We start from the raw sequence: 15,847 nt of genomic DNA, 5'->3' as shown, positions 1-15,847 counted from the left end.
TCGAAACTTTGCTGCCTCCGGTCACCTCCGAGTTCAAAACCTCAACGTCCCACTTCCAGCAGCGTCGGCAGCTTGTTCAGCGGCGTGAATCCGGTGGCGGGTTCACTGGTGCCGCTGCTCTGCGGCTTGCTGGACTTCAAAAAGCGGAACAGGTCGCTGTCGGTGGTGAAGATCATCGTGGTGTCATCGGTGATGAGCTTCTTGTAGGCATCCATCGTCTGCTTGAACTCGAACAGCTCCACCGCCTCCGGGCTTTGATTGTAGGCCTTCGCGTAGATCTCGGTGGCCTTGGCATCGGCGCTGCCTTCCAGCTCCTGCACTTTGCGATAGGCCTCTGATTCGATGGTCGCCAGGTCGCGTTCGCGCTCGCCGTTGATCTTCGCCGCCTCACCGGCGCCTTCGGACCGGTAACGCTCCGCGATCTGCTGGCGTTCCGTGATCATGCGCTGGTAAATCGACTGGCTTACCGAAGGATCATAATCAATGCGCTTCAGTCGCACATCGAGGATCTTGATGCCCAGGTCCTTCACCTTCGGCGCTGCATTGGCAAAAATCTCCGCCTCCAGCTCGCCACGGCCTTTTGTGATCAATGGCAGCACACCGATGCGGGCCTCCGAGGTCGAAATGACTGCGTTCGCGTCAGGAGCCGGGCCATCGCGGGCCACTTTGCGGTCCTTCGTGCTGCGCACGGCCTCGATGAAGTCATGCCTGGCGATCACGATGCGCGTCTCGCTGCCGATGATGCCGTTCAGCCGCGAGATCGCACGATTCTCATCCGTGAGCTGGCGGAAAAACGCCAGCGGATCCACGATCTCCCACCGCGCGAAGGCATCCACCATCACGAAGACCTTGTTCCGCGTCGTCATCGGGGTCGCTTCGCCATCCCACTCCAGCACGCGTTTTTCGATGCGGTTCACCGTCTGGATGAACGGCGTTTTCCAGTGCAGGCCGGCTTTGGTCACCGGTTCGCCCACCGGCATGCCGAATTGCGTGATGATGACCTGTTCGGTCTCGTTCACGGTGTAGAGGCCGGAACCGAGAACAATCACCAGGGCCAGGGCGACAACGAGTGCGAGTGTGGATTTCATCGTTCAGGGTCGGTTTGGGGCTTTGAGGGGGCTGGCTGGCGCAGATTCATCAGCGGCAGGAAAGAGGAGGCCTTGTCATCCAGGATGATCTTCCCGGGCACCAATGGAAGCACCTCGCCCATCGTTTCGAGGTAGATGCGCTTCGTCGTCACGTCCGGCGCCTTTTTGTATTCCGTCAGCAGGGCGTTGAAGCGCATCGCGTCACCCTCCGCCTCGTTGATGCGCTTCGTGGCGTAACCTTCCGCCGCGCTGATCTTCTGCACCGCCTCGCCACGCGCACGCGGCACCACGCGGTTGTACTCGCCGCTGGCCTGGTTGATCGCGGATTCCTTTTCCTGCTGGGCGCTGTTCACCTCGTTGAAGCTGGCCTTCACCATCGCGGGCGGGTTCACATTGCCGAGCTGGATCAAATCAATGCGCAGGCCCATCTTCAGCCCGTCCACCAGCGTGCGAAGGCGGTCCAGCGCGGTCTTTTCCATCTCCTGGCGTCCGATGGTCAGCACCTCGTCCACCGTGCGGTCGCCCACCACCTCGCGCATGACCGCCTCGGTGAGATCGCGCAGCGTGGCCAGCGGCTCGCGGAAGTTGAACGTGTAGGCCACGGGGTCTTCCACGTGATATTGCACCTCCCACTCCACCAGCACCGCGTTCAGATCGCCGGTGACCATGTTTTTCTCACGCTGCTGCTCCTCGTAGTCGGTGTACTGGTAGAAGTTGGTCGCGCCATGCGTCGCGGTGCCGAATTCCAGCTTCTGCTGCCGCTGCACTTCGACGACGATCGCGGTGTCGATGCCCCAAGGCAGTTTGAAATGCAGTCCGGGCGGCGCGGTCCGCAGATAGCCGCCAAAACGCTGCACCACCGCCACCGAATTGGCCGGCACCTGGTAGATGCCGGAGAAAACGCCGATCAAGACGAAGATTCCGACGATGGCAGAAACGATGAGACGGGTGTTGATCCTGATCTGCGGAGCACCTGGCAGAGGCGGCGGACGAAAAGTGGCCATGCGCGAGGCTAATCCATCGCACGCACCGGGCAAGGTTTCATCCGTGCTGTTTCAGCGGGCGAGAAAATCCTCCACATACTGCTCCACGATCACCTTCAGCTCCGGCGGACGGGGAACACCGATCTCCACCGCCCGCGAGCCATCGACCTGCTGCGGCCAGTTATCCACGATGCCTTGAATCCGTGCATCGAACGCGTCCACGATCGGCCCCAGCGTGATGCCACGCTCCGCAGCGACCTCGGTGATGACTTTCTCGGCGATCTGCGGCGTCACGCGATGCGCGGGCAGCACGTAGGCGCGATCTTTGCCGAGTTTTGCCTCATCCACCTCGCTCAAAGCGATGAACGACTCGATCACGGTCCGATAACCCGTCATCGGATGCGGTTGATCGCGGCGGATCGGCAGGTTGCAGGCCTCGCCATTCAGCGGTTCACGAAACATGCCGCTGGCCCAGCTCGAAGCGGCCGCGTTCGGTTTGCCAGGCCGCACAATTACCGTCGGCAGACGCACGCTGCGGCCGTCAAAGTGGCCTTTGCGTGTGTGATCATTCACCATCATCTCACACATCGCCTTCGTCATGCCGTAGGTCGTCTGCGGTAGTTGCTTTGTGAGGTCCGACATCATCTGCGACATGTCGATCCCGCCGTAGCAGGCCACGCTGCTGGCGAAAACGACCCGCGGCCTCCCTTCCGCCGCGCGTGCGGCCTCGAACACATTCCGCCCGCCGTCCAGATTCACACGCATCGCATCGTCGAAGCGCTCCTCGCACTCGCCGCTCACCATTGAGGCGAGATGGAAGATGACATCGAACTTCGATCCCGTGGCCTCAAACACCGTCGCCCGGTCGCCAATGTCACCCTTGATCTGCCTCACACGCGCATCCGTCGGCTCACTGCGGAAAAACGCGTCCAGCAGCACCATTTCGGTGATTGTCTGGCCGTTCCACGTGCCGCGTTCGAGGAGCTTCTGCGCGAGCTGCGAGCCAAGAAAGCCGCCGCCGCCGGTGATGATGATTTTCATGTGTGAATCGGGAAGAGATTTGCCATCAGGCACGGCCTGATGTGAGTTCGCCGACATGAGCAAGCCTCTCACTGGACACAAGATCGGATTCGTCGGCCTCGGCAACATGGGCCGGGCCAATGCGCGTCATTTGCACGAAGCCGGAGCCGATGTCGTCGTCTGGAATCGCAGCGATGCGCCTGCCGAAGCCGCGGTGAAACTCGGCATGCGTCGCGCCGGCAGTTTGCCCGATCTCGCCCGTGAAATCGGCCCCGGCGTCATCTGTATCAACCTCACCATGACCGATGTCGTCGAAAACGTCGTCTTCGGCCCCGGCGGCTTGATCGAAGGCCTGCACAAAGACGCGCTGATCATCGATTTCGGCACCACCGGCGTTCCTGAGACGAAAAAATGGGCTGAGCGCGTGAACTGGGTCGATGCGCCTGTCTCCGGCGGCCAGGTCGGTGCTGAAGCCGCGACACTCACGATCATGGCCGGCGGCACCGAGGCGAATTTCCAGCGCGCGTTGCCCATTTTTCAGGTCTGCGGCAAAAACATCACCCATCTCGGCCCCAGCGGGGCAGGGCAGGTGACAAAACTCGCGAATCAACTCATCGTCGCGCAGACCATCGACGCCGTCGCCCAGGCCCTGCGCCTCGCCGAACTCTCCGGCGTCGATCCCGCCCTCGTGCGCAAGGCGCTGCTCGGTGGCTTCGCCGAAAGCCGCATCCTCGACCTCCATGGCGACCGCATGGTGCGCCGCGACTTCAAACCCGGCGGTCGTGCCACGCTCCAGCTCAAAGACGTCCGCCTCATGTGCCAGCTCGCCGATTCTGTCGGCCTCGACTCACCGACGCTGAAGAACTCGCTCGCGCAGTGGGAGAAGTTTGTGCACGAGAAAAACCTCGGCGATCTCGATCACAGCGGCTTGTTCCGGCTTTACGAGTGAGTAGAGCGAACTTCCAAGTTCGCTTTCACAAATGAATCTGGAGAGTCGTTCTACGAATGCATCACCTGGCCGCCGTCGATGTTGATCGTCTGGCCAGTGATGTTCTTCGCGTGATCGGAGGCGAGAAACGTCGCCATCGCGGCATACTCCTCAGGCATCTGCCAGCGGCCGAGGTGGGAGACCTTTTTGATCTTCTCCTTCGCCCAGTCATCGAAGCTCTGGCGCTGCGCTTCAGGCAAAAGCTTCTGTCCGGCGGCCCAGATCGACTGGTTCAGCTCCGTCTTCACCATGCCCGGTGCGAGTGCGTTCACGCGGATGTTGTGCGGGCCCAGGTCCTTGGCGGCGCATTGGGTGAAATTGATCAGCGCGGCCTTGGAGGCGCTGTAAGGCGGATCCGTTTGCGATCCCATCTGTCCGGCGACGGAGACCAGGAACAGCATCGATCCGCCGCCGCGCTCGATCAGCCGCGGCGCGAAGGCGTGGGCCACATTGACCGCACCGATGAGGTTCACCTCCAACACCCGGCCCCAGTCTGACGGCGCCAGGTTCCAAAACGGAAAGCCAAACTTCCCGGAACCGATCCCCACGCAGAAAACCAGGTGATCCACCGCTTCGAAGTCAGCGGCGAAACCCTTCACGGCCTCATAGTTCGTCACATCGCCTGCGGTGATGAAATCAGCGCTCATTTCCCGGTCGAAGCCGCGCACCGAGCATCCCTCGGCGATGAAGCCGTCCGCGATCGCCCGGCCAATGCCACGGGCGGCTCCGAACACGGCGACGGACTGGCCTGCGAGATTCAAATTCATGCCCGGGAGCATGCCGAGAGACGGAAGGAGTTCAATTCGCCATGCGCTCCCGCCTCATCGGGGCACGAAAAAGCGGCCTCCGCGTTGGCAGAGGCCGCTTCAAATTCGATGGCTGTCCTTCGATTACTTGTAGGACTTGGTGACAGCCGCCGTGGACTGCACCGGCGTGTAGGCCGTCACTTTGGAGGTGCGGTAGATGTTCTTGCTGCCCCACTGGTAGGGATCGTCAAACCAGCCGTAGTCGCCGTAGTTGTCGGTCGGCATCGGCCAGATGGCGTAACCATTGCCGAATCCGCCGCCGTGACCGCCAAAGGCGAACGGATCATCCTTCAGGTACACCTGGGAACGGTAGGTCTGGCCGTAAGCCGACTGATAGGCCGTGGAGTGGTTGTGGCTCGTGCAGGAAACCAGGGACAAGGCGGCAACAGCCGGAAGGAGCAGCAAGGCGCGGGCGAGTTTCATTGGGTATCGAGGTGTGGTTCGGGAAAAAAATTTTGGAATTTTGGGATGATGATCTGCGAACGCAAAAAAAGCAATGCGATAAAATCCTGCCCTGCCCCGGCGTGCCACTCTCATGGTCTCCCTGACCGGTTTTGAGGTGGAAGTTCCGGCTGTCCCGGCAAAGCTGCCCTCCCGCACCACCATGAAACGCATCGCCCTCGCCCTTCTCGCCACCCTCAGCCTCGCCGTTGCCGCCGGACATCCCGACACCACCGGCTGGGAGGATCTCTTCGCCACGGATCTCTCGAACACCGTCGCTCCCGGCCAATGGGCGTTCCAGGACGGCGTCCTCGTCGCGAAGGATCACGACACGCTCTGGACGAAGGACTCGTATGGCGACTTCATCCTCGATCTCGAATTCAAAGTGGAGAAGGAGGCCAACAGCGGTGTCTTCCTGCGCTGTGGCGACATCAAGAACGTCCTCTCCGCCCTCGAAATCCAGGTCCACGAATCCGCTGACGGCAGCAAATACGGCATGGTGGGCGCGATTTACGATGCCATGCCGCCCAGCAAGAGCGCAGCGAAGCCGGTGGGCGAATGGAACCACTACACCATCACCTGCAAAGGTCCGCAGGTGACTGTCGTCCTCAATGGTGAGACCATCATCGACGCCAACCTCGACAACTGGCCTGAAGTCGGCAAAAACCCGGACGGCACGCCGAACAAATTCAAGAAAGCCCTCAAGGACTTCGCCCGCAGCGGCCCCATCGGCCTTCAGGGCCTCCACGGCAAGGCGCAGGCGCCCGTGTATTATCGCAATCTGAAGATCAACGTGCTGGAGTAGCCGTCACTTCGTTGCTCCCTGCGTCCGAAACGCCTCGCTGAGCACGATGGACTCGATCAGCGTATCGGCGCGATAGTCGTGCTTCTTCAATTCACCGAGCAACTGGCGGATCAAACCTTCGTCCTGCGGTTTCAAAGCACGACCAAGGGCAAAGGCGGTGAGGCGTTGCGTGACGTTGCGGATGAATTCATCGCTGTAGTGCTGCTGGATGGCGCTTCGGAGTTCAGCGGGCCCGTTGATCTGAATACCGCCGGGCAGGGTGCCGCTCGCATCCACCGCCTTGCCCGCCTCCTTGTCACGGAAACGCCCAATCGCGTCGAAGTTCTCCAAACCAAACCCAATCGGGTCAATCTTGTCGTGGCAACTCGCGCACGACTCGTTGCGACGATGCGCGGCGAGTTCTTCGCGCAGGGTTTTGCCACGATCACCGGCCTTGTCGTCGAGCTGGCCAGCATCGGCGGGTGGTTCGGCGAGTTTGCGGCCGAGCAGGGTCTCCAGCACCCACTTGCCGCGGATGACGGGGCTGGTGCGGTTCGGTGTGGACGAGGCGGTGAGCACGGCGGCCATGCCGAGCAGGCCGGCGCGTTTGTCGTCGGTGAATTTCACGGGCTGCATGGCCGCGCCGCTGACTTCGAGGCCGTAAAGCGAGGCGAGTGAATCATTCGCGAAGGTCTCGCGGGCATCGAGCAGGCGCGTGAGACTGCCGCCGCTGCGCAGGAGGTTTTCAAAGACGAGCACGGGCTCCAGCTTCATCGCGTCGGCGAGCGCAGGCGTGAAGTCGCGGAACTTTTTCGTGTCCGGCACATGCTCGGTTCCGAGACCGGCAAAGCCTAGCCACTGGCCGAGAAAGGTGCTCGTAAAGGCCCGCGAGCGCGGATCAGCGATCATGCGCTTCACCTGCGCACGCAGCGTTGTGTCATCGCACAGCTTGCCGGCATCAGCGAGAGCACGCAGCTCATCATCCGGGAGGCTCATCCAAAGGAAATAGCTCAGGCGGCTGGCGAGTTGATGATCGTCGAGCTTTCCGGCGCGGAGTTCATCGCGGAACAAAAAGCTCGGCGACGTCAAAGCGGCCGCGAAAGCGAGTTTGAGAGCCTGCTCCGGCGATTCACCGCGCTTTTGGGCCGTTTCATAGAGCGCGAGATGCTTTTCGAGTTCACCGGCTCGCAAAGGCCTGCGGAAGGCTTTCGGCAAAAAGGCACTCAAAGCGGCCTTGGCATCGCTTTGGAAGATTTCGCGTGGTTTCGAGCCTGCGGGCGAAATCGGTCCTTCGACGCGAATCCAGTCCACACCTGGCGCACCGACTTTTTCGGCCTTCACGGCCTTTTGTGAGGCCGCGCTGCCGATCAGCGAGGCGGGATCGAACGGCAGATCGAGCACCTCAAGCGAATCGCCGACCACCTTTCGATTGCTGGCGAGCTTTTTGACGTTCGCGGCCTCGATTTGGCGATCCAGTTCGGTCACGGGCACCTGCATCGCCTTCGCGAGTTGATGCTTCACGGCCACCATGGCCTCCGTGCGTTCCGGCAGGAGGTTGTAGAAGCTGCGCAGATCACTCGGATTGCCCTCGGGCGTCACGGCGCGCAGATACTCGATGCGCATCTGCATGTTCTGAAGGTGACGGTTGAGGCTGTCGGTGAGCTTTTTGACTTCGTCGGTGGCCTTGGCGGGCAAGGGAAGCTTTGGCGCATTCGTTGCGGCAGCTTCCTTCACCAGCGGCGCGGCCTTCGGTTGATCAAAGACGGGATAACCACCTTTCGGCGCTGCTTTTCTCGCTTTGCGCACGGGAACAGGCGTCGGCGCACGCAGGCTGGTGTTGTCGATGTTCCAGGTCATCTGATGCGAACCCGCGCGGAGCAGCAGCTCGATCGTTTCCTCCTTCGATGTGTTGTCGAGACACTTCAAAAGAGCCCGTGGCTCGTTGTCGATGCGCAAACGAAGCCCTGCATCGCCACCACGGCCCACATGCTTCACCGTCAGGCGATACCAGCCGTCCGCAGGCACGATGACCTCGTCATAAAGCGTGCGTTGGCCTGCTCCGGCGAGCGAGTAGCCAGTGCCGCCGCCGGGTAGCTCCTCCGGCTTTGAGCCGCGCTCGGTCATGAGCATCGACTCGGTCTCGAAGTGCTTCGAATAAGGCTTCAGGCGCAGATTGAGCATGCTTTGCAGCGCGTAGTCCGCCGCATCAAAGAGCTGCTCGGCTAGCGCGGGCGAGATGAAGAGTGCGTCGCGATCATTCGTGAAGCCAGAAAGGCCCGGACCGTCGTCGAGCAGCAGCTTGCCGGGCTCGAAGTCGATGCCGAGGAGGTCGCGCAGCGTGTTGTTGTATTCGGTTTTCGTCAGCCGCGGCAGCGTGACGTGCTCGATGCCTTTTTGCGTGCTCCAATCGACCGAGTCGATGCCTTTGCGCAAAAACGCCACGATCTCCTCGCGCTCCGCGGCGCTCGGCAGCGGCTTCTTCGGCGGCATTTCTTCATCCTCGACCTGCTGCAGCATCGTCTGCCACAGCTTGAACTCCTTCACCACATTCTGCGGCGATCCGAAGTGTGTGAGATCGACATCGCCTTTCTGTTTGTCTGCGTTGTGGCAGTCGAGGCAGTATTGTTGCAGCAGCGGGCGGATGTCCGCAGCGGGAGCGGAAGCGGTGATCAGAAGGAAGGCAGCGGCAAATCTCATGGGCGGTGCTTGGCAAAGGTCTTCTGGTGGTGGCGCATGATGTCATCGCCCTTCACATCGTAGCTGCCGATGACGGTGTGCTGCACATCGGGGATCGGGAGAAACTCGTGCGCGATGCCCAACTCGGTCAGGTAGGCGGAGTAGAGCTTGTTGTGTTCGTAATTGAAGCACTTCGTGCCATCCCAGACGAGGATGCTCAGCGCGGGGCGGTCTTTTCGCTCTGCGTAAGCCTTGGCGAGATCCCACGCGTTGTAGCCGAGCGGCAGGAAGCGCAGCTTCTCACTCTCGTAACCATCATTTTCCTGAATGTGCTTCTCCGGGCCGTAGCCCGAGCCGCCGGGAGCGACGGAAAGAAACAGCTCCGGATGCTTGAACATGATGCGCGTGGTGCCACGACCACCCTGCGAGTAGCCCTCCAGCGCCCGGCCCTCGCGCGTGCCCCAGGTGCGATATGTCGCGTCGATGTGCGGCACGAGCTCCTTCACGAAGACGCTCTCGCCCATGCCCTGCGGCATCTCCGGCATGTCATACCAGCTCACCGGGCCGCCGTTCGGGAACACATAGATCGTGGGCTTGATCGTGCCTTTCTGGATCGCCGCGTCCACGTAGCTCGCGAGCCGCACGGCCTTGTTCTCCGCACCGGGCCGCCCGCCGTGCAGATGATACACCACCGGATACTTTTCCTGACCCGCCTCATACCCTGGCGGCAGGTAAATGTAGTAACCGACATCCATGCCCATCGAGGGACTCCTGAAAGTCGCGTGTTTCACCGTCGCTGGCAGCGACTTCTTCGCCCATTCGGCATTTTGCATCGGCGAAACCCACGAAAAGGGCGGCGCGGCAGGCGCTTTGGCCTTCTTGGCATCTTGGGCGGAAAGAAGGCTGGCGCAGGTGAGCAGGCAGAAAAGGGCACGGAGCATCCGTCGAGAACGAGGTTCGCCACGCCATGTTGCCGTAGATTCGATCGGGCCATCGAATCCGATGCCGTGGTGGCCAACTGACGTTACGCGAAGAGTCCATGCACCACCTCGCCATACACATCGGTGAGGCGGAAATCGCGGCCGGCGTAGCGATACGTCAGCTTCAAATGATCAATGCCGAGCAGGTGCAGGATCGTGGCGTGGAGGTCGTGCATGTGGACTTTGTCCTTCACGGCGTAGTAGCCGAAGTCGTCCGTCTCGCCATACGCGAGGCCGCCTTTCACGCCTCCACCAGCGAGCCACATAGTGAAGCCCTGCGGATTGTGATCGCGACCGTTCGCGCCCTGCACAATGGGCGTGCGGCCGAATTCACCACCCCACACGACCAGCGTGTCTTCCAGCAGGCCGCGTTGTTTCAAATCAGTGAGTAATCCGGCGATGGGGCGATCCACGGCGGCGGCGTTCTTTGTGTGACCACCGACGAGATTGGAATGCTGGTCCCACACGTTCGGCGTGTTCACCTGGATGTAGCGCACGCCCGCTTCGGCGAAGCGACGCGCGAGCAGGCACTGGCGGCCGTAGTTGTCGGTCACATCGCTGCCGATGCCGTAGAGCGCTTTGATGTGCGCCGGCTCATTTTCGATATCCATCACGCCGGGCGCCTCGTTTTGCATGCGGAAGGCCAGCTCCATGCTCTGGATCATGCCCTCCACGGGCGCATGACGCGTGCGATCGAAATGCTCGCGGTTCATCGTCTGCAACAGGTCCATTTTGCGCCGCTGACCAGCCACATCGCCTTTGGCATCGAGAAAGCGGAAGGTGGCGTCCTTGCCGAGTTTGCCACCGCGACCGACCGTGGTGCCCTGATGCGCGGCGGGCAGGAAGGCGCTGCCGTAATTGCGCGGGCCTCCATGCGTGCCGGACGGGCTGATGCTCACAAAGGCGGGCAGGTCGGCGTTTTCCGTGCCGAGACCGTAACTGATCCACGCGCCCATGGACGGACGGACGAAATTGTCCGTGCCGGTGTGGATCATGCACACGGCCTGACCGTGCGACTGGCCTTTGCTCTGCATGGAACGGATCACGCAGATGTCATCGAGACGCTTCGACACTTCCGGGAACAACTCGCTGCCCCAAAGTCCGCTTTCGCCATGCTGCGAGAACTTCCACGGCGATCCGAGCAGCTTCGCCTGGCTCGTGGACGATGGATCGAGGTTCTTCGCAGGCGCAAAGGGCAGCTTCTTGCCGTCCATCTCCTGCAGCTTCGGTTTGTAATCAAACGTGTCCACCTGCGACGGCCCGCCGTGCATGAAGAGAAAAATGACCCGCTTCGCCCGCGGCGTGTGATGCAATCCACGCGGCAAACTGGCCGCCGTGGCGATGCCGTTCATTGCGAGCGCTCCAAATCCGCAGGCGGCGGTCTGCAAGGCGTGGCGGCGGGTGATGAGTGGGGACGTGTTCATGATGGCTACTGAGCAAGGCGGCGAGCAGCTTGTTTTGGACATGAAGTCAACGAGGCCACCGGCCTGGAGATTGCAATGCCAATCCGCTCTTGCCAAATCCGCGCCGGTTCGCCAAGCTCATCCCTGCATGTCCTCGTCCATTCCCGCAAGCACCCCTGGCAAACCGTGGCAGCCACCTGCGCCGGAGGACTTGGCTCCTGAGCTGCCGCAGTATGAAATCCTCGGTCTGCTGGGCCGTGGTGGCATGGGGGCGGTGTATAAGGCGCGGCAGAAGTCGCTGAACCGGGAGGTGGCCATCAAAATCCTGCCGCCGATGGCCGAGGAGGACGGCACCATGCACTACGCGGAGCGCTTCATCGCCGAGGCGCAGGCAATGGCGCGGCTGGAGCATCAGAACATCGTGGCGGTGTATGACGCGGGCCAGACACCCGGCGGGCTGCTGTATTTTGTGATGCAGTATGTGCAGGGCACAGATGTCTCGCAGATGATCCGCAGTGCCGGGCGGCTGCCGCCGGAGCATGCGTACGCCATCACCGCGCATGTGTGCGAGGCGCTGGCCTACGCGCACAAAAACGGCATCATCCACCGGGACATCAAGCCCGCGAACATCATGGTCGATATGGAAGGCCGCGTGAAGGTGGCCGACTTCGGCCTGGCGAAGGCGGTGGATGCGCAGACGGGCTTCACGCAGAGCAACATGGCCGTGGGCACGCCGGACTTTGTGGCCCCGGAGGCGCTGATTCCCGGCATGCCAGTGGATGGACGGGCGGATTTGTACGCGGTGGGGGTGATGCTCTACCAGATGCTCACGGGAAACATTCCGCGCGGGGCGTGGCAGCCGGCCAGTGTCATGGCACCGGGCACGGACCCGCGTTTTGACCAGATCATTGTGAAGGCGATGGCGTATGACCGCGAGCAGCGGCATCACAGCGCCACGGAGCTGCGGCAGCACTTGGACAGCATCCTGATGCCCGCCGTGGCCGCGCCCGACTTGCAGCAGTATTCCAGCGCGCAGATGCCGAAGCAGGCCGCGCCGCAGGCAAGTAGGTCGGGTGTGGCGACAGCCCGCCCGGCTGCTGCGGCACCGAAACCAGACGGGCGGGCTAAAGCCACACCCGTCCTACCACCGAAATCGAGGACGCCGCTGTTCATCGGCATCGGAGCTGCCGCAGCCATCGGCATCGGTGCGTTCGTCATGTTCAGCGGAGGTAGGGCGGTTTCTCCGAAACCGCCGCCCGGCGTTGTCGGGGACAGCGCCCCAACTGCCAAGCCCCAAACTCTGGCGGGTTCGGCTACCGCTCCTGTCAAACCCAACGAGCCACCGAAAGCAGCCCCCACGCCCATCGTCGTGGCAAAAGTTCCCGAGCCAGCGAAAGCGGAGCCACCAAAACTCGCCTCCGCCGTGCCGCAGATGGAGGAAACCAAGCCCGCCGCCCCGGCCATGCCAGACCGTGCTCTGGTGAGCACGCCTGCACCAGTCCCAGCGCCTGCGAGTTCGGCTGTCCCCTCATCTCCCAGTCTCCCCATCTCATCGTCTCCGCCCTCCGCCCTCGACCAGCGCCTCGCCGGACTCGACGCCAGCTTCCAGGCCGCCGTGGAACGGGACGCCAACACCGCGTTCAAGGCCAGCATCGCCGCGTTAGATAAACTCTACCTCACCGCGCTCGATCGCGCCCTCGCCACCGCTTCCAAAGGCGGGAAGCTGGAGGAAGCCCTGGCTCTGCGGGAGGAGAAGCAGCGCATCGAGAAAGGCGAGGGCGTGCCCTCCGAGGTGGATGAAAGCACGCAGGTTCCCGGCAAGGTGCCCGACACGCTCAAGACCTTGCGAAAGACCTACCGCAGCACCTCCGCCCAGCACGAAGCCACGAAAGCCAAGGCCATGCAGCCGCTCTACGACAAGTACGACCAGGCCCTCGCCGCCGTGCAGACCGAGCTGACCCAGGCACAGAAGCTCGACGACGCCCTGCGCGTGAAGACCGTGCGCGAGCAGATCGCGGCGACGCGGGGTGGTGGTCAAGCCAACACCGCCGCCACATCAAGCGCGATCACCTCTACCTCTTCTGTCGCAGTCGTGTCGAGTTCATCCTCGGGTGACTGGCTGAGTGCCGCTCGGAAGCGTGGTGGGCCACTCAAATTATGGGGAGGAACTGAACCTGGACAAAACATCCCGGTGCCTGCCAAAGCTGCGAAATACGATGACTATGTCAGCTTGAATATGATGAACTTGATGAAGCGGGTTCTCTTCGCGACGCGACGTGACGGAAATGTAGTGGCCCTCGACTTGACAGACTTCCCCAAAATCGAAGTAGAGGAGCTTCGCGATACAATGGCGCTCAATGCCGGGGACATTGCCAGTTTCGTCGCCAAATCCGGGAAAGTTCTAAGGGCGGATGGATACGAAGTCTTTGACCCAAAGATGGTGAGGAAAGCCCTGGGTGTGGCACATTCATACAAAGGCGGTGTGGTGTTCTCTGGGGAAGGAGACTTGGAATCATTCGGGGGCTTCGACAACAAGGAGCTCGAAATGCCCCCCGCCGACCTCCTCAAAGGTCTGCGCATCGTGGCAGGAGGAGCGATTGATGGAAGTCTCGTCTTCCTCACACAGGATGGGAAGGTTGTAGGCTGGAATGGTCGTGCCAAGAAGCCACTTGAGTTCGGGAGGCTGAATAACAGCACAGTGCTGGAGATGGCAGTGTGTGATGGGTTGGGTTTCCTCACAAGTGAAGGCAAAATCCTGATGTGCGACCACAATGGGCTCTTTGGCAACGGTGGATTTGCGGCTCTCGGAACTGAGGCGCTCAAAGGCCAGTCCGGGCCCTTTGTCCGGGTTCAAGGGACCATACGTTTTGGAGCGGTACAGCACGAGGATGGAAGCTGGTTAGGATGGGGCGAAGCGGCAACCCTGAACGATAAAGTGAAGTCTCTGGGTTCCGTGCTGGATCTCGATGGGGCCTACCAAATCGAAGCAAACTCGAAACAAGTTCAGTCCATGACGCTCGCATGGATCGAACTCCCCTCAGGAGCCAAACCAGGTGCCGCAACAAAGCCCGCCCCTCCGACGCCCACGCCGCCGGTCGCTCCGGCTTCCGGCTCTACCCTCGCCGCCACCAAGGACAAACCCTTCACCAACAGCCTCGGCATGAAGTTCGTCCCTGTGCCCGGCACGGACGTCCTCATGTGCATCCACGAGACAAGAAAGATAGATTACGCCGCGTTTGCGATGGCAAACACCAACGTGAAAAGTGATTGGAAAAGCCCGAACGAAAACGGACTCCCGGTGAGCGATGCCGATGACCATCCCGTTGTCATGGTGGACTGGAACAGCGCTGTGGCATTCTGCACCTGGTTGAGCCTGAAAGAAGGCATTACTTATCGTTTAGCAACGGATCGGGAATGGAGTTATGCCGTGGGTATTGGACAGGATGAGGACAAAGCAGCCCGGTCAAAGGGATCAGATCGGCCACCGAGGCAACTCTATCCATGGGGAGACAAATGGCCGCCGCCCAAGAACTCGGGCAACTATGCCGACAGCTCCTTGAAGCAGAAGATGTCAATCAATTCCGTGATTCAAGACTATGACGATGGCTATGCGGCGACCGCGCCAGTGATGCGTTTTAAGGAGAACCAACTGGGCCTTTACGATCTCGGAGGAAATGTCTGGGAGTGGTGTCTCGACAGCCAGGATCCGGCCAAGGCAAAGCTCAATCTGCGAGGCTGTTCCTGGAAGGACGCCGGCAATCTACACTCGGCCACTCGCCGCTTGGAAGCCCCCGATTTCAAGCATGTGCATGTAGGCTTCCGCGTCGTTCTGGACACCCGCGCTCCCGCCAGCCCGAACGGAGCCGCCACCAAGCCCGTCACTCCGACGCCTGCCCCGGCACCCGCACCGGCCACCGCCGCCAAGAGCGACTTCACCAACAGCCTCGGCATGAAGTTCGTCAAAGTCCCCGGCACCAAGGTGCTCTTCTGCATCCACGAGACGCGGAAGGGCGACTACGCGAAGTATGCGGCGGAGACGCCGGGGGTGGATGACAAGTGGAAGAAAGCTGAGTTTGGCAATCCACCGACAGTCCCTGGAGACGATCACCCAGTGGTGATGGTGAACTGGGAAGAAGCGAATCATTTCTGCGCATGGCTGAGCACAAAGGAAGGCAGAAGATTTCGCCTGCCCACGGACAATGAGTGGAGTTTTGCAGTGGGCATTGGACGCGATGAGAAAAATAAAGCGACACCGCAGGATTTGAACTCGAAAGTAATGGAAGAGTGGCCGTGGGGGAAGAAGTGGCCGCCCCCACAAGCAGTGGGAAACTATTCTGATTCAGCACGCAGCGCGAAAGAACCCGGCGCACTTGTCATTCCAAACTACACTGACGGCCACGCCTATACGGCACCTGTGATGTCTTTCAGCCCTAACCGTCTGGGCATTTATGACTTGGGCGGCAACGTGCAGGAATGGTGCGGCGATTGGTTCAATGACGCCAAGATAGATCGCGTGGTTCGAGGCGGGGCATGGGATCAAGTTTTGCGCGCCGCAACATGGTCATCGCATCGCTTCCATCCGCAAGACGGCATAAGCACCCCCGTCACACGCGACAACCGATTCGGCTTCCGCATCGTCCTGGAGACCAACGAGTAGCGGTTCTCTTGAGTGCGGAAG

11 protein-coding genes are annotated in these 15,847 nt (G+C 61.2%); 3 read left to right on the top strand and 8 right to left on the bottom strand.

Features of this window, described 5'->3' with window-relative positions; translation table 11 throughout:
* Positions 1 to 41 precede the first annotated feature (41 nt).
* From hflC to IAE77_RS17205, 3 genes are read right to left on the bottom strand one after another with little or no spacing between them, the layout of a single operon-like run.
* A complete protein-coding gene (gene hflC, locus IAE77_RS17215) occupies positions 42 to 1,088 on the bottom strand; it encodes a protease modulator HflC (protein ID WP_294228970.1) in 1,047 nt (348 codons plus the stop codon).
* Entirely contained in the window at positions 1,085 to 2,092 is a 1,008-nt protein-coding gene (gene hflK, locus IAE77_RS17210) for an FtsH protease activity modulator HflK (protein WP_294228968.1), read from the bottom strand. The genes hflC and hflK overlap by 4 nt, the downstream gene beginning before the upstream one ends.
* A 51-nt stretch (positions 2,093 to 2,143) precedes the next feature.
* Complete coding sequence (locus tag IAE77_RS17205) at positions 2,144 to 3,112, bottom strand: NAD-dependent epimerase/dehydratase family protein (protein WP_294228965.1); 969 nt, start codon at positions 3,110 to 3,112, stop codon at positions 2,144 to 2,146.
* Between the two features lie 55 nt (positions 3,113 to 3,167).
* On the opposite strand from IAE77_RS17205, the gene IAE77_RS17200 reads away from it, so the two are divergent.
* Complete coding sequence (locus IAE77_RS17200) at positions 3,168 to 4,040, top strand: NAD(P)-dependent oxidoreductase (RefSeq protein ID WP_294228962.1); 873 nt, start codon at positions 3,168 to 3,170, stop codon at positions 4,038 to 4,040.
* Between the two features lie 50 nt (positions 4,041 to 4,090).
* Here the strand turns inward: IAE77_RS17200 and IAE77_RS17195 are convergent, their stop codons facing one another.
* Together IAE77_RS17195 and IAE77_RS17190 are read right to left on the bottom strand one after the other, a co-directional pair.
* Positions 4,091 to 4,846 carry an SDR family oxidoreductase gene (locus tag IAE77_RS17195; RefSeq protein WP_294228959.1) on the bottom strand — a complete coding sequence of 252 codons (756 nt, stop codon included), beginning with the start codon at positions 4,844 to 4,846 and terminating at the stop codon, positions 4,091 to 4,093.
* A 123-nt stretch (positions 4,847 to 4,969) separates the two neighbouring features.
* On the bottom strand, positions 4,970 to 5,308 hold the full coding sequence (locus IAE77_RS17190) for a hypothetical protein (protein WP_294228957.1): 339 nt from the start codon (positions 5,306 to 5,308) through the stop codon (positions 4,970 to 4,972).
* 112 nt (positions 5,309 to 5,420) lie between these two features.
* On the opposite strand from IAE77_RS17190, the gene IAE77_RS17185 reads away from it, so the two are divergent.
* The gene (locus IAE77_RS17185) at positions 5,421 to 6,131 is read left to right on the top strand and encodes a DUF1080 domain-containing protein (protein WP_294228953.1); all 711 of its coding nucleotides are present in this window, start codon (positions 5,421 to 5,423) and stop codon (positions 6,129 to 6,131) included.
* A gap of 3 nt (positions 6,132 to 6,134) precedes the next feature.
* Here IAE77_RS17185 and IAE77_RS17180 read toward each other — a convergent pair whose 3' ends face one another.
* From IAE77_RS17180 to IAE77_RS17170, 3 genes are all read right to left on the bottom strand, one after another.
* The gene (locus IAE77_RS17180) at positions 6,135 to 8,807 is read right to left on the bottom strand and encodes a DUF1592 domain-containing protein (RefSeq protein WP_294228950.1); all 2,673 of its coding nucleotides are present in this window, start codon (positions 8,805 to 8,807) and stop codon (positions 6,135 to 6,137) included.
* A complete protein-coding gene (locus IAE77_RS17175) occupies positions 8,804 to 9,727 on the bottom strand; it encodes an alpha/beta hydrolase-fold protein (protein WP_294228948.1) in 924 nt (307 codons plus the stop codon). The genes IAE77_RS17180 and IAE77_RS17175 overlap by 4 nt, the downstream gene beginning before the upstream one ends.
* An 83-nt stretch (positions 9,728 to 9,810) precedes the next feature.
* Complete coding sequence (locus tag IAE77_RS17170) at positions 9,811 to 11,190, bottom strand: DUF1501 domain-containing protein (protein WP_294228945.1); 1,380 nt, start codon at positions 11,188 to 11,190, stop codon at positions 9,811 to 9,813.
* 127 nt (positions 11,191 to 11,317) lie between these two features.
* On the opposite strand from IAE77_RS17170, the gene IAE77_RS17165 reads away from it, so the two are divergent.
* Positions 11,318 to 15,826: a bifunctional serine/threonine-protein kinase/formylglycine-generating enzyme family protein gene (locus IAE77_RS17165; protein ID WP_294228942.1), complete on the top strand. Its 4,509-nt coding sequence runs from the start codon at positions 11,318 to 11,320 to the stop codon at positions 15,824 to 15,826.
* Positions 15,827 to 15,847 lie beyond the last annotated feature (21 nt).

This window comes from Prosthecobacter sp., assembly GCF_014879935.1.
Classification (GTDB): domain Bacteria; phylum Verrucomicrobiota; class Verrucomicrobiia; order Verrucomicrobiales; family Verrucomicrobiaceae; genus Prosthecobacter.
The sequence above is the reverse complement of the archived record's forward strand: the minus strand, read 5'-3'. Positions and strand labels throughout refer to the sequence as shown.